Genomic DNA, 14,230 nt, shown 5'->3' with positions numbered 1-14,230 from the left:
CGTTTACCAGCCGGAAACGACAAAGGGCTCCCGAAGGAGCCCTTTGCTTTTTACATCAACAGCTTATTAAGCGAACGGGTGACGCAGAACGATGGTCTCGTTGCGGTCCGGGCCCGTCGAAATAATGTCGATTGGCGCACCGATCAGCTCTTCAACGCGCTTGATGTAAGCACGAGCGTTGGCTGGCAGTTCTTCCAGGGTCTTGGCGCCCACGGTCGATTCGGTCCAGCCCGGCACTTCTTCGTACACAGGCTGCAGGCCTACGTAGCTGTCAGCATCGGTTGGGGCAACGTCTTTGCCTTCCGCATCTTTGTAGCCGATGCAGATGTTGATGGCTTCCAGGCCGTCGAGTACGTCCAGCTTGGTCAGGCAGATGCCCGAGATGCTGTTCACATCGATAGCGCGACGCAGGATAACGGCGTCGAACCAGCCACAACGACGAGCACGGCCGGTAGTTGCGCCGAACTCGTGACCTTGTTTGGCCAGGTGCGCACCAACGTCGTCGAACAGTTCAGTCGGGAATGGACCCGAACCCACACGCGTGGTGTACGCCTTGGTGATGCCGAGGATGTAGTCCAGGAACATCGGACCAACGCCCGAACCGGTCGCAACGCCGCCAGCGGTGGTGTTGGAGCTGGTGACGTACGGGTAGGTGCCGTGGTCGATGTCCAGCAACGAACCCTGGGCACCTTCGAACATGATGTCTTTGCCCGCGCGACGCAGGTCGTGCAGCTCGGCAGTCACGTCCAGCATCAGCGGCTTGAGCAGCTCAGCGTATTCCTTGCACTCAGCCAGGGTCTTTTCAAACTCGATGGCTGGCTCTTTGTAGTAACCCACCAGCATGAAGTTGTGGTAATCCACCAGTTCACGCAGCTTGTCTTCAAAGCGCGGCATGTTGAGCAGGTCGCCCACACGCAGGCCACGACGTGCAACCTTGTCTTCGTAGGCCGGGCCGATACCGCGACCGGTAGTACCGATCTTCAGCTCGCCACGGGCCTTTTCACGGGCCTGGTCCAGCGCAACGTGGAAGGACAGGATCAGCGGGCAGGAAGGGCTGATACGCAGGCGCTCGCGCACTGGCACGCCTTTCTCTTCCAGCTTGGTGATCTCGCGCAGCAGGGCGTCAGGTGCAACCACCACGCCGTTGCCGATCAGGCACTGCACGCCTTCGCGCAGTACACCCGACGGGATCAGGTGCAAGACGGTTTTTTCGCCATCGATGACCAGGGTGTGGCCAGCGTTGTGGCCACCTTGGTAGCGCACTACGGCGGCAGCATGTTCGGTCAGCAGATCAACGATCTTGCCTTTGCCCTCATCACCCCATTGGGTGCCCAGGACTACGACATTCTTACCCATAACACTTGTCCTCATTCGCGCAAACTTGGTGCCGGCAGCGGCCGGCAGGAAAACTCAAGAAGCCAGTGGCGATACTTGCCAAAGCCCATTCTGCTGAATCAATTGCCGGTCGCAGTCCGCTTCACGGGCGGCGGCCAATGGCTGCCCAGGCAGGGCCTGGACCACACGCTGACCCTCACTGCGCAACTGGCAAACCTGCTGCCAGAGTGCTGCGTCCGTACTGTCGGGCATCCAGATGCCACCAGACGGCAGCACGACCTCAGCACGCCCCAGGGTCACCAGGGTTTTCAAATCGGTGGAAAAGCCGGTCGCCGGACGGGCACGACCGAAGTCGGCGCCGATATCGTCATAACGACCGCCCTGGGCAATGGCTTGGCCAACACCCGGGACAAACACCGCAAACACCACACCGGTGTGGTAGTGGTAGCCGCGCAGCTCACCCAAATCGAAATACAGCGGCAACTGCGGGAAGCGCGCAGACAACTGCTCGGCAATCGCCACAACATCGTCCAGGGCCGCCAATACATCAGCTGGCGCGTTCGCCAGACGATCACGGGCGGCGGTCAGTACTTCACGGCCGCCACACAGATCCACCAGCGCACGCAGCATGCCGGCCAGGTCAGCAGGCACGCCCGCCGTCAGGGCGATCACTTCATCGATGGCCTTGCGTTGCAGGGCATCGAACAACTGTTGTTCCACTTCACCCGACAGACCGGCCGCACGGGCCAGGCCGCGGTAGATGCCGACATGCCCGAGGTCCATGTGCACATCCGGCACATCGGCCAATTGCAGCATGGCCAGCATCAGGCTGATGACTTCCACGTCGCTGCTCGGGCTCGCATCGCCGTACAACTCGGCGCCCAACTGGATCGGGCTACGGGAAGACGACAAGGCACGCGGCTGAGCATGCAGCACGCTGCCGGCGTAGCACAGGCGGCTTGGCCCTTCGCGACGCAGGGTGTGCGCATCAATGCGCGCGACTTGCGGCGTGATGTCGGCACGAAAGCCCATTTGCCGGCCCGATTGCGGGTCGATGACCTTGAAGGTGCGCAGATCCAGGTCCTGGCCCGCGCCGGTCAGCAGGGATTCCAGGTACTCGATATGGGGGGTCACGACAAACTCGTAACCCCAGCTCTGGAACAGATCCAACACCTGGCGGCGCGCGATTTCAATGCGCGCAGCTTCTGGTGGCAGTACTTCTTCGATGCCATCTGGCAGCAGCCAGCGGTCTACCGTTGCCATTACGCCATTCCCCTATGATCCGGGCGGCCAGCCCTCGGGCGAGCCTTGAGTGAAGCAGAAAATACCCGGCCCCTGCATAAACCACGCGCAAGAGCGACGTGACGAACGACCAACAATCGGCCTCGTCGGGCACTTTCCTCGAAAAACCTGTGGCGCCTGCGGAGCAAAACCACAATCAAACATGCAGACGCAAAAAAGCCGGGAATTTCCCGGCTGCCGCATCATACACCCGTTTTCTGAAAGGATCACCCCGCCCGGCATTTTAGCCGCCCGACGGAGTGACTCTCAGACTACATGCGGGTTACTTGGACTTTTCCAGGTAGCGGAAGAAATCGCTACTTGGGTCCAGCACCATGACGTCGGTTTTGTTCGCGAAGCTTTCACGGTAGGCACGCAGGCTACGGTAGAACGCGTAGAACTCCTGATCCTGGCCGTAGGCCTTGGCGTAGATCGAAGCGGCTTGAGCATCACCATCACCACGGGCCTCTTCAGACTCGCGATAGGCTTCTGCCAACAGTACGCGACGCTGACGGTCGGCATCCGCACGGATCCCTTCTGCCAGTTCGTTACCCTTGGCGCGGTGCTCACGAGCCTCGCGCTCACGCTCGGTGCTCATACGCTCGAACACGCTGCGGTTCACTTCCTTCGGAAGGTCGATAGCCTTGACCCGAACATCGATCACTTCGATGCCCAGTTCTTTTTCCGCCATCGTGTTCAACGAACGCGTGATGTCAGCCATCAGCGCATCACGTTCACCGGATACCACCTCGTGCAGGGTGCGCTTACCAAACTGGTCACGCAGGCCCGATTCCAGACGGCGCGACAAACGCTCGTCGGCAATCTGCTTGAGGCCGGAGGTCGCGGTATAGAAACGCTCGGCATCCTTGACGCGCCACTTGGCGTAGGCGTCAACCATCACGGCTTTCTTTTCCAGGGTCAGGAAGCGCTGTGTCGGTGCATCCAGGGTCATCAGGCGGCCGTCGAACTTGCGCACCTGGTTGACGTAGGGGACTTTCACATGCAGGCCCGGCTGGACATCTGCCTGGACCACGCGACCGAATTGCAGCAACACCGCGCGCTCGGTCTGAGACACGATATAGAAGCAGTTCCAGGCAGCGATGACCACGACGACGCCCACAATCAGGGCGGTCAGCGATTTATTGCTCATCAACGACTCTCCCTGGTACGTGTTTGCTGTTGCAGCAAGTCAGCGGCCGCACGGGCGCTCGCTTCGTTGGCAGCGGCAGTCGAACCGGAGGCCGGTGCGCTGGTGCTGCTACGACCACCTTCGATCATCTTGTCCAGCGGCAGGTACAGCAGATTGTTCTGCCCGCCCTTGCTGCCGGTCACGAGAACCTTGCTGGTGTTGCTGAAGACTTCCTGCATGGTGTCCAGGTACAGACGCTCACGGGTGACTTCCGGTGCCTTGCGGTACTCGGCCACCAGCTTGGTGAAGCGATCTGCCTCACCCTTGGCACGGGAGACCACTTCGTCGCGGTAACCGTTGGCATCTTCAAGGATACGCTGGGCCTGACCACGGGCTTCCGGCACGACGCCGTTGGCGTAGGTTTCAGCCTGGTTGCGCGAACGCTGCTCGTCTTCACGGGCACGGATCACGTCATCGAAGGCTTCCTGTACTTCACGCGGTGCGGCTGCGCTCTGTATGTTGACCTGGGTTACGGTGATACCGGTGCGATAGGTATCGAGGAACCGTTGCAGGCGCTCCTTGATCTCGCTGGCCATCAATTCACGACCTTCGGTCAACACCTGATCCATTGCGGTGGAACCCACCACGTGGCGCAGGGCACTTTCGGTCGCTTGTTGCAGGCTGATTTCCGGCTGATCGACGTTCAGCACGAAGTCCTGCAGGTTGCTGATCTTGTACTGCACGGTCAGCGGCACTTCGACGATGTTCTCGTCTTCAGTCAGCATCTGGCCCTGCTTGGTGTAGGCACGCTCACGCGTGACGTTTTCCATGTACTTCTTGTCGATCGGCGGGAAGTAGATGTTCAGGCCGGGGCCGACGGTCTCGTAGTACTTGCCGAAGCGCAGCACCACGGCTTGCTCCTGCTCGTCCACCACATAGACGGCGCTGTACAGCCAGACGGCCGCCAGCACAACGAGGCCGATGCCGAGCAGGCCGTAACCACCGCCCTTGCTCGTACGACCGCCTTCGTCACCACCACGTTTTTTTCCACCACCGAACAACCCATTCAGGCTTTCCTGCAGCTTTCGGAAGGCCTCGTCGAGATCTGGTGGCCCCTTGCGGTCGCCATTATTGCGGCGTTTACCACCCCAAGGATCCTGATTATTCGAGTTGCCACCCGGCTCATTCCAAGCCATAGCGCTCTCCATCTGATAAAGCAAAGACGCACCCACGGCGCGCCGACCAATGCTACAGAATGCCTGTCACAGCGGCACAACCGCTTTCTCAGGCTTTTATTGCAAAGTGTGTTGTTCGATGAACTCCGCCGGCACAACACCTTCCCGACTGACCAGCCGATTCAGCTCCGTGCGCGGCAATCGAACGGCCAGCAAGCTGACACCTTCTTCGTCGTGTTCTTCTTTCTGTACCGCGCCCAGCTCAAAAAACTGTGCACGCAGTCGAGCAAAACGCTGAGGCAAGCGCAAGGTGCCAACAAACAAATCGCTGCCCAACAACTCGGCAATGGCTTGTTCAAGCAATTCCAGACCACTGCCATCACGCGCCGACAGCCAGACCCGCTGGGGCTTGCCGTTTTCGTCGCGCTGGATTTGTGGCTCAACGCCTTCAAGCAAATCGAGTTTGTTATAGACCTCGAGTATCGGCAAGTCCTGGGCACCAATCTCGCCCAGTACCACCATGACCTGTTCAATCTGCAACATGCGATCCGGTTCAGCCGCATCGATCACGTGCAGCAGCAGGTCGGAATTGCTCGACTCTTCGAGCGTAGACCGAAATGCCTCGACCAGCTTGTGGGGCAAGTGACGAATGAAACCCACGGTATCGGCCAGGACAATCGGCCCCAGGTCGTCCAGTTCCAGACGGCGCAAGGTCGGGTCGAGGGTCGCGAACAGTTGGTCGGCCGCGTATACGTCCGATTTCGTCACGTTGTTGAAGAGCGTGGATTTGCCAGCGTTGGTATAGCCCACCAGGGAAACGGTAGGGATATCCGCACGCATACGGCCACGTCGCGATTGTTCGCGCTGGCTGCGCACCTTCTCCAGGCGGCCCTTGATCTGTCGCAGGCGCACCCGCAGCAGACGCCGGTCGGTTTCCAGCTGGGTTTCACCCGGGCCACGCATGCCGATACCGCCACCCTGACGCTCAAGGTGAGTCCAGCCACGAACCAGCCGGGTGCTCATGTGGTCAAGCTGGGCCAGTTCTACCTGGAGCTTGCCTTCATGGGTACGGGCGCGTTGAGCGAAAATATCGAGAATCAGACCCGTGCGGTCGATCACGCGACACTCGAAGACTCGTTCGAGGTTACGTTCCTGACTGGGCGTGAGGATGTGATTGAAAATCACCAGATCGGCCTTTTCGGCATGGACCAGGTCGCGCAGTTCCTCGACCTTGCCGCTGCCAATCAGGAATTTGGCGGTTGGCCGATGACGCGGCACGTTAAAAAACGCGACGGTCTCGGCGCCGGCCGAATTTGCCAACTCCTGAAACTCCTGCGGATCTTCGCGCGCCTCAGGGTCCTGTCCATCCAAGTGAACGAGGATTACTCGCTCACCACCACCGTGGCGCTCAAAGAACAAAGGAGACTCCTATCAGGCGTTACCCGGTGCAGGCTCGGCGTCACCCTGTTCTTCGGTTGCGCTAGGCAGACGAATCGGACGAACCGGCACTACGGTCGAGATAGCGTGTTTGTAAACCATCTGGCTTACGGTGTTTTTCAGCAGGATCACGAACTGGTCGAACGACTCGATCGTACCTTGCAGCTTGATACCGTTGACCAGATAGATGGAAACCCCCACTTTCTCTTTACGTAAAGTATTCAAGTAAGGGTCTTGTAGCGAATGCCCTTTTGACATGTGCCGCACTCCTTTAAGGATCAATAATAAAAAATCGGAAAATAGATAGCTTATGGCCGTCACACCCCCAAGGATAGACGGCAATTGCAAGGACTCAGCTCAATATGGAGACCGTTCCCAAGTATTTCAAGGCGCGTGACAGATTGTCGCAATCCAGACTGTCCAGCCAGTGTAAATCAGTCCAGCTGCGTAGCCATGTGAACTGGCGCTTTGCCAATTGGCGCGTGGCAATGATGCCGCGCTCCTGCATTTCGGCTGACGTCAGCTTGCCATCCAGATGATCCCAGACTTGGCGGTAGCCTACAGCACGTATCGAAGGCAACCCCGGATGCAGATCACCTCTTGAACGCAGTGCTACGACCTCCTCCACAAACCCCTGTTCCAACATAATTGTGAATCTTTGTGCAATTCGTTCATGCAGCACCTGGCGATCCGTCGGAGCGATGGCCAGATTCGCCACAGTATAGGGTAATTGTGAGTGTCCCGAAGCGCCTGCTTCAGCACTTTGCGCAGTTTGTTTCAGCCTGTGTTCAGTCATGGTCTGGCCACTGACCCGCCAGACTTCCAACGCCCGCGTCAGCCGCTGGGGGTCATTGGGATGAATCCGCGCGGCCGAAACCGGATCCACAGCCGCCAACTGGTCGTGCAGGGCTTGCCAGCCAAGGCGCGCAGCCTCTTCTTCAAGTTCGGCGCGCACCTGTGGATCAGCTGGCGGCATATCAGCCAGCCCTTCCTGCAACGCCTTGTAGTAGAGCATCGTGCCGCCTACCAACAGCGGAATCTTGCCCCGCGCGGTGATATCGGCCATGGCTGCCAGGGCATCGGTACGAAAATCCGCCGCCGAATAGCTCTCGCTGGGATCGATGATGTCGATCAACCGATGCGGATACTGGGCCAGCAGCTCTTTTGAAGGTTTGGCAGTGCCGATGTCCATGTCCCGGTAAACCAGTGCAGAGTCGACACTGATCAGTTCGCACGGCAAAACCTTGGTCAGCTCGATGGCCAGGTCGGTCTTGCCGGCGGCCGTCGGGCCCATCAGGAAGATTGCGGGGGGCAAGGCACTCATCAACGACCGCGCAAGAACAGTTTGTCGAGGTCGTCCAGGCCCATCTGGGTCCAGGTCGGTCGGCCATGGTTGCATTGGCCGCTGCGCTCGGTGTTTTCCATGTCCCGCAGCAAACCGTTCATTTCCGGCAAAGCCAGCCGGCGGTTGGCGCGGATGGCGCCGTGGCAGGCCATGGTGCCGAGCAGTTCATTGATGTGGGCCTGGATGCGGTCACTGGTGCCGTACTCCATCAGGTCCGCCAGTACGTCGGCCACCAGCCGGTTGGCCTCGGCCTGCTTGAGCAAAGCCGGGATCTGGCGGATAGCCAGGGTTTCCGGGCCCAGGCGTTGCAGCTCAAAGCCCAGTTTCTGGAACACGCTGATGTGCTCTTCGGCACAATCGGCCTCGCGCTGGCTGACCGCCAGGGATTCCGGCACCAGCAGCGGCTGGCCACTAAGGCCTTCGCTGGCCATGGCGATCTTCAAACGCTCGTACATGATCCGCTCGTGAGCAGCGTGCATGTCAACCAGCACCAGGCCATGGGCGTTTTCCGCAAGGATGTAGATGCCCTTGAGCTGAGCCAGTGCGTAACCCAGCGGCGGCACATCGCCCTGGCCTTCCGGCAAGGCGGCCGCCCCTGAGTCGGCTCCGGGCAGCGGCGCGAAAAACTCGCGATAGGCTGCCTGGGCTTCGGCCACCGGCAACGCTGATTGCGGGCGCGGCGTGTATTGGTATTGATAGCCGGCGCCAGAACCTGAGCCAGGCGCGGTATAGCTCGGCTGGGCTTGCGGCGATTGCAACAAGTTGGCCGCCAGGCTCATTTCGCCCTGAGGCCCGAACTCACCGGCTTCCGGCCCCGTAGGACGGACGATGGCCGTGACAATCGGCGCCGCCAGTTGATCATCCGGGCGCACATCGCCCAAGGCGCGGTGCAAGGTGCCATAGAGAAAATCGTGAACCATACGGCCGTCACGGAAGCGCACTTCGTGCTTGGTCGGGTGCACGTTAACGTCCACCACCGACGGGTCGACCTCGAAAAACAGCACAAACGTCGGATGCCGCCCATTGAACAGCACGTCGCGATACGCCTGGCGCACCGCGTGGGCCACCAGTTTGTCGCGCACCGCCCGGCCGTTCACAAAGAAGTACTGCAAGTCTGCCTGGCTGCGGGAGAAGGTCGGCAACCCGACCCAACCCCACAGGCGCAGGCCATTGCGCTCGATCTCGATCGGCAGCGCCTGCTCCAGGAACCCCGCGCCGCAGATAGCCGAGACGCGCCGGGCACGGGCCGCATCATCATGGGCCTCATGCAGGCTGAGGATGGTCTTGCCGTTGTGGCGCAGGTGGAAAGCCACATCAAACCGGGCCAGGGCCAGGCGCTTGATGACTTCCTGCAGGTGATCGAATTCGGTTTTTTCGGCCTTGAGGAATTTGCGCCGGGCCGGGGTGTTGAAGAACAGGTCGCGCACTTCCACCGAGGTGCCCACCGGATGTGCCGCCGGCTGGACCCGGGGCGCCATGTCGCGGCCTTCGGTTTCAACCTGCCAGGCCTGATCGGCGTCGCGGGTGCGGGACGTCAGGGTCAGGCGAGCCACGGAGCTGATGGAAGCCAGGGCCTCACCACGAAACCCAAGGCTCATCACCCGCTCAAGGTCTTCCAGGTCGCGAATCTTGCTGGTGGCGTGACGGGCCAGGGCCAGCGGCAGGTCATCGGAGGAAATCCCGCTGCCGTCGTCGCGTACCCGCAGCAGCTTGACGCCGCCCTGCTCAACGTCGACGTCGATGCGCTTGGCGCCGGAGTCGATGCTGTTTTCCAGCAATTCCTTGATCACCGACGCTGGCCGCTCGACCACCTCGCCCGCCGCGATCTGGTTGGCGAGGCGCGGGCTTAGCAGCTCAATGCGCGAGGTGTTGCTCAAGACTGTTTCGCTCATTATTGCGCCGCCAGTTCAGTGCCCGGGATGGTCAACACCTGGCCGACCTTCAATTCATCGGTCTTCAGGTTATTGGCACTGCGCAAGGTTGCCGCAGACACCTGGAAGCGCACCGCCAGCATCGCCAGGGTGTCGCCCGGCTGCACGCGATGGTCACGCGGGCCCTGGGCGATTTTCCCGGAGTCACGCAGCCAGGCTATATAAGTGCCCGGCGGCGGGTTCTGCTGGAAGAACTGCCGAACACCGGCGCTGATGGAGCGCGCCAACGCCTGCTGATGGCTGGCCGAGGCCAGTTTCGAGGCTTCGTTGGAGTTCGAGATAAATCCGGTCTCCACCAGGATCGACGGAATATCCGGCGACTTGAGCACCATGAACCCGGCCTGTTCCACGCGCTGTTTGTGCAGCGAGGTGACGCGACCAATGTTGCTCAGGACTTTCTGCCCGACGTTCAGGCTGGAGGTCAGCGAGGCGGTCATCGACAGGTCGAGCAATACGCCAGCGAGCATTTTGTCCTTGTCGTCGAGGGACACGTTGCCGGCCCCGCCGATCAAGTCGGAACGGTTTTCACTGTCCGCCAGCCAGCGAGCGGTCTCGGAAGTTGCACCCCGATCCGACAGGGCAAACACCGAAGCACCAAACGCAGCCGCCGAAGGGGCGGCGTCGGCGTGGATCGAGACGAACAGGTCGGCGCCCTTCTTGCGGGCGATTTCGGTACGGCCACGCAGCGGAATAAAGTAGTCGCCGGTACGGGTCAGCTCGGCGCGATAGCCTTTCATGCCATTGATCTGGCGCTGCAGTTCGCGAGCGATGGCCAGTACCACGTCTTTTTCATGCTGGCCGCGCGAACCGGAGGCTCCCGGGTCTTCGCCGCCGTGACCTGCATCGATAACCACAATAATGTCACGCTTGCCCGCAGGAGCCGGTGGCAACGGCGGCAATTTGACCTGGGGTTGCGACTGGTTGACCGGCACCGCCGGTATCGTCGCGACGCTTGGAGTTGGCGCAGGCGGCGGCGCGGCATCGGCGGCGTTGTCGAACAGGTCGACCACCAGCCGGTTGCCATACTGCGCGTTGGGCGCCAGCACGAAGCTTTTCGGGGTCACGGCTTTTTTCAGGTCGATGACCACCCGCAGATCGGTCGGCGTACGTTGGGCCGAGCGCATCGCGGTAATCGGGGTATTGGCCATGGCGACTTTCAACGGCGCGGCCAGGGTCGCACCGTTGATATCAATCACCAGGCGATCGGGCGCCGTGAGGGTGAAGACGCTGTGCTGAACCGGGCCAGACAGGTCGAATACCAGTCGCGTGTTATCCGGTGCCCGCCACAGGCGAACACTTTTCACCTGTGAGGCCGCCAGTGCATTGAAAGTCATTGCCGCAAGCAACACCCCTACGACAGTAACCAACGCGCGAAAGCGCATACCTAACCCCATCAATTATTTGAATTCCAATGCCAAAGCGGCGCACCACGACTCGCCGCGCGCGCTCTGGGACAACAACTTCAGCTGACGTCCGTGCTTATGCGGGGTAATGGTAATGGTCAGGTCCGGCTTTGGCAAAAAGCCTGTGCCTTTATCCGGCCACTCGATCAGGCATAACGCGTCTTCATCGAAGTAATCGCGGATGCCCATGTATTCCAGCTCTTCGGGATCCACCAGGCGATACAGGTCGAAGTGAAACGCTCGTACCTCGCCAATTTCGTACGGTTCTACCAAAGTGAACGTAGGGCTTTTCACAGCACCTTGATGCCCCAACCCGCGAATGATGCCTCGGGACAAGGTGGTTTTCCCGGCGCCCAAATCGCCTTCCAGAAAGATCAAGCCCGAGCCTTTCGTCACCTGGGCAATACGGTTGCCCAGCGCGACCATGGCATCTTCATCGGACAGGAAAAGGACTACTTCAGACACGGCGATTGCTCCTCCAGCAACTGACGAATGGCAGGAATCAGGTCACTGGCGGCCAGCCCGCGACCGTAGGTGCCCTGGCGATCTCCGGCAGTGGCATGCAGCCAGACCGCCAGGCAGGCGGCATCAAATGCAGACATGCCTTGAGCCAACAAAGCACCGACCAGGCCAGCCAACACATCGCCCAGGCCGGCCGTCGCCATCGCCGGATGGCCCTGATCGCAGCGGGCAATGCGGCCGTCCGGGCTGGCGATCAAGCTGCCTGCGCCCTTGAGGATCGCCACTGCATTGAATTTCTGACTCAACGCGCGCGCTACGTTAAGGCGGTCGGCCTGAACCTCGGCTGTCGAAATGCCCATCAAGCGGGCCGCTTCGCCAGGATGTGGAGTGATCACACAATTGGCCGGCAAACTGACGCTGCCCGTCGCCAGCAGGTTCAAGGCGTCAGCATCCCAGACTTGCGGCTGCCTGGCGTTGGCCGCGACCGACAGCAGGCTTTTGCCCCAAGAGGCTTCGCCCAGGCCCGGGCCGATGACGATCACAGAAATCTTTTCCAGCAAGCCCATCAACTGATTGGCCGAGTGCACGCCCACCGTCATGACTTCCGGCAACCGCGCCAGCGCCGCTGCAACATGCTCACTGCGGGTCGCCAGGGAAACCATGCCGGCGCCGCTGCGCAGGGCACTTTCGGCACTGAGCAAGGCGGCGCCGCCAAAACCACGGTCGCCGCCGATCAACAATATATGGCCGAACTGGCCTTTATGGGCGTCCGGGGAACGCGCAGCGAGTTGCGGCAATTGGCCGGGCAACAGGTGCTGAACGTCGGGTATTTCGTGTTTTGTCTGCGGCATGCGTCTTCAAGCTCCGATGTCTGGCAGAATTATACGCATCTAACCTGCGGTTTCTCTTGTTCATGCCTGCTATTACCTACGACCTGCCCGCCCTCGCCCAATCGATCAAAGACTGGGGCCGCGAGCTGGGCTTTCAACAAGTGGGCATCAGCGGCCTGGACCTCGCCGAGCATGAGCAGCACCTGCAACGCTGGCTCGAGGCCGGCTACCACGGTGAAATGGACTACATGGGCGCCCACGGCAGCAAGCGCTCACACCCGGAAGAACTGGTGCCCGGCACCTTGCGCGTGGTCTCCTTGCGCATGGACTACCTGCCCGGCGACACTCAAATGGCCCAATTGCTGGCCAAACCCGAAAAAGCCTACATCTCCCGTTATGCCCTCGGCCGCGACTACCACAAGCTGATCCGCAAGCGCGTGCAGCAACTGGCCGACCGGATTCAAGCGCAGATCGGCCCGTTCGGCTTCCGCGCGTTTGTCGACAGCGCCCCCGTGCTGGAAAAAGCCATCGCCGAACAAGCCGGGCTGGGCTGGATCGGCAAAAACACCTTGGTACTCAATCGCAAGGCGGGCAGCTACTTCTTCCTCAGCGAGTTGTTTGTCGACCTGCCATTGCCGGTCGACCCACCGCACACCACCGAACACTGTGGCCGTTGCACCGCCTGCCTGGACATCTGCCCGACCAACGCCTTCGTCGGCCCCTACGTGCTGGACGCCCGACGCTGCATTTCCTACCTGACCATCGAGCTGAAAAGCGCGATCCCCGAAGACTTGCGCCCACTGATCGGCAACCGGGTATTCGGTTGCGATGACTGTCAGATCGTTTGCCCGTGGAATCGTTTCGCCCGGCCTACCGACGAAGGTGATTTCAAGCCACGGCACAATCTGGATAACGCAGAGCTGGCCGAATTGTTCATGTGGGACGAAGACAAATTCCTCAGCAGCACCGAAGGCTCGCCCCTGCGCCGCGCCGGCTATGAGCGCTGGCTGCGTAATCTGGCGGTGGGCCTGGGGAATGCGCCATCAAGCATTCCGGTGCTGGAAGCGTTGAAGGCGCGAAGGGAATATCCGTCGGAACTGGTGCGCGAACATGTGGAATGGGCGCTGAACCAGCACGCCGAGCGTCAGTGTACGTCGTCGTTGTAGACGAACTTGGGCATTTCCCAATGGAAGCGGATCGCCAACAGGCGCAATAGAAAGCCGCTGAACAGCGTCAGCAGGATTGATTGCTCGCTGGGCAGTTCCAGATAGATGCACAGCATGTAGAACCAGGCGGCCAGGAACGACACGCTGGCGTACAGCTCGCGGCGGAAGATCAGCGGGATGTCGTTGCAGAAGATATCCCGCAGGATGCCGCCGAATACCCCGGTGATCACCCCGCTGACCGACGCCACCAGCATGCCGTGGCCCATTTCCAGGGCAGTCATGCAACCGATCAGGGTAAAGGCCACCAGACCGACGGCGTCCAGCGCGAGGAACAGCGAGCGCAGATGGCGCATCAGTGGGGCGATGAAGATTGTCACCAGAGCCGCGATGGAGGTCAGCACCAGGTATTCCGGGTGTTTGACCCAGGTCAGCGGGTAGTGGCCGAGCAACACGTCACGCACCGAACCGCCGCCCAGCGCCGTCACACAGGCGATCAGCACCACACCGAACCAGTCCATGCCCCGCCGCCCGGCAGACAAGGCGCCCGTCATGGCTTCGGCGGTAATGGCGACGAGGTAGAGCATCAGCAGCATGATGGCGATCCTTGCAAAGAGGCGCGCAGTCTAATCATTTGGTGATGGCACCAAAAGGGGGCGAGCCCTCAACAGCTTAAAGCTGTTGCTAATGTGGCGAGGGAGCTTGCTCCCGTTGGACTGCGCAGCAGTCCCATTTTTTC

General features: G+C 60.6%; 13 protein-coding genes. 1 reads left to right on the top strand and 12 read right to left on the bottom strand.

The window, feature by feature from the left end:
* Positions 1-66: 66 nt before the first annotated feature.
* From NVB75_RS22745 to NVB75_RS22695, 11 genes are all read right to left on the bottom strand, one after another.
* Positions 67-1,356: an adenylosuccinate synthase gene (locus NVB75_RS22745; RefSeq protein ID WP_258343426.1), complete on the bottom strand. Its 1,290-nt coding sequence runs from the start codon at positions 1,354-1,356 to the stop codon at positions 67-69.
* Positions 1,357-1,410: 54 nt separating this feature from the next.
* The gene (locus NVB75_RS22740) at positions 1,411-2,598 is read right to left on the bottom strand and encodes an ATP phosphoribosyltransferase regulatory subunit (protein ID WP_258343425.1); all 1,188 of its coding nucleotides are present in this window, start codon (positions 2,596-2,598) and stop codon (positions 1,411-1,413) included.
* 301 nt (positions 2,599-2,899) lie between these two features.
* On the bottom strand, positions 2,900-3,766 hold the full coding sequence (gene hflC / locus NVB75_RS22735; RefSeq protein WP_017478342.1) for a protease modulator HflC: 867 nt from the start codon (positions 3,764-3,766) through the stop codon (positions 2,900-2,902).
* The gene (gene hflK / locus NVB75_RS22730) at positions 3,766-4,941 is read right to left on the bottom strand and encodes an FtsH protease activity modulator HflK (RefSeq protein ID WP_258343424.1); all 1,176 of its coding nucleotides are present in this window, start codon (positions 4,939-4,941) and stop codon (positions 3,766-3,768) included. The genes hflC and hflK overlap by 1 nt, the downstream gene beginning before the upstream one ends.
* Before the next feature lie 96 nt (positions 4,942-5,037).
* A complete protein-coding gene (gene hflX / locus NVB75_RS22725) occupies positions 5,038-6,339 on the bottom strand; it encodes a ribosome rescue GTPase HflX (RefSeq protein ID WP_258343423.1) in 1,302 nt (433 codons plus the stop codon).
* A 12-nt stretch (positions 6,340-6,351) separates the two neighbouring features.
* The gene (gene hfq, locus NVB75_RS22720) at positions 6,352-6,615 is read right to left on the bottom strand and encodes an RNA chaperone Hfq (RefSeq protein ID WP_003217515.1); all 264 of its coding nucleotides are present in this window, start codon (positions 6,613-6,615) and stop codon (positions 6,352-6,354) included.
* A 94-nt stretch (positions 6,616-6,709) separates the two neighbouring features.
* On the bottom strand, positions 6,710-7,681 hold the full coding sequence (gene miaA / locus NVB75_RS22715; protein WP_258343422.1) for a tRNA (adenosine(37)-N6)-dimethylallyltransferase MiaA: 972 nt from the start codon (positions 7,679-7,681) through the stop codon (positions 6,710-6,712).
* A complete protein-coding gene (mutL, locus tag NVB75_RS22710) occupies positions 7,681-9,579 on the bottom strand; it encodes a DNA mismatch repair endonuclease MutL (RefSeq protein ID WP_258348720.1) in 1,899 nt (632 codons plus the stop codon). The genes miaA and mutL overlap by 1 nt, the downstream gene beginning before the upstream one ends.
* Before the next feature lie 14 nt (positions 9,580-9,593).
* Positions 9,594-11,027, bottom strand: coding sequence for an N-acetylmuramoyl-L-alanine amidase (locus tag NVB75_RS22705; protein ID WP_202948682.1), 1,434 nt, complete (start codon positions 11,025-11,027; stop codon positions 9,594-9,596).
* Positions 11,028-11,030: 3 nt separating this feature from the next.
* Positions 11,031-11,501 (bottom strand): tRNA (adenosine(37)-N6)-threonylcarbamoyltransferase complex ATPase subunit type 1 TsaE, encoded by a 471-nt coding sequence (gene tsaE, locus NVB75_RS22700; RefSeq protein ID WP_258343421.1) that lies wholly within the window; start codon positions 11,499-11,501, stop codon positions 11,031-11,033.
* Positions 11,489-12,349 carry an NAD(P)H-hydrate dehydratase gene (locus NVB75_RS22695; protein ID WP_258343420.1) on the bottom strand — a complete coding sequence of 287 codons (861 nt, stop codon included), beginning with the start codon at positions 12,347-12,349 and terminating at the stop codon, positions 11,489-11,491. The genes tsaE and NVB75_RS22695 overlap by 13 nt, the downstream gene beginning before the upstream one ends.
* A gap of 62 nt (positions 12,350-12,411) precedes the next feature.
* Here NVB75_RS22695 and queG point away from each other — a divergent pair, with 62 nt between their 5' ends.
* Positions 12,412-13,494: a tRNA epoxyqueuosine(34) reductase QueG gene (queG, locus tag NVB75_RS22690; RefSeq protein WP_258343419.1), complete on the top strand. Its 1,083-nt coding sequence runs from the start codon at positions 12,412-12,414 to the stop codon at positions 13,492-13,494.
* On the opposite strand, the gene NVB75_RS22685 is transcribed toward queG, so the two are convergent.
* Positions 13,473-14,090, bottom strand: coding sequence for a trimeric intracellular cation channel family protein (locus NVB75_RS22685; protein ID WP_173860422.1), 618 nt, complete (start codon positions 14,088-14,090; stop codon positions 13,473-13,475). The genes queG and NVB75_RS22685 overlap by 22 nt on opposite strands.
* Positions 14,091-14,230: the final 140 nt, after the last annotated feature.

The organism is Pseudomonas sp. CBS, from assembly GCF_024734645.1.
In the GTDB taxonomy this organism is placed as follows: Bacteria; Pseudomonadota; Gammaproteobacteria; order Pseudomonadales; family Pseudomonadaceae; genus Aquipseudomonas.
The sequence above is the reverse complement of the archived record's forward strand: the minus strand, read 5'-3'. Positions and strand labels throughout refer to the sequence as shown.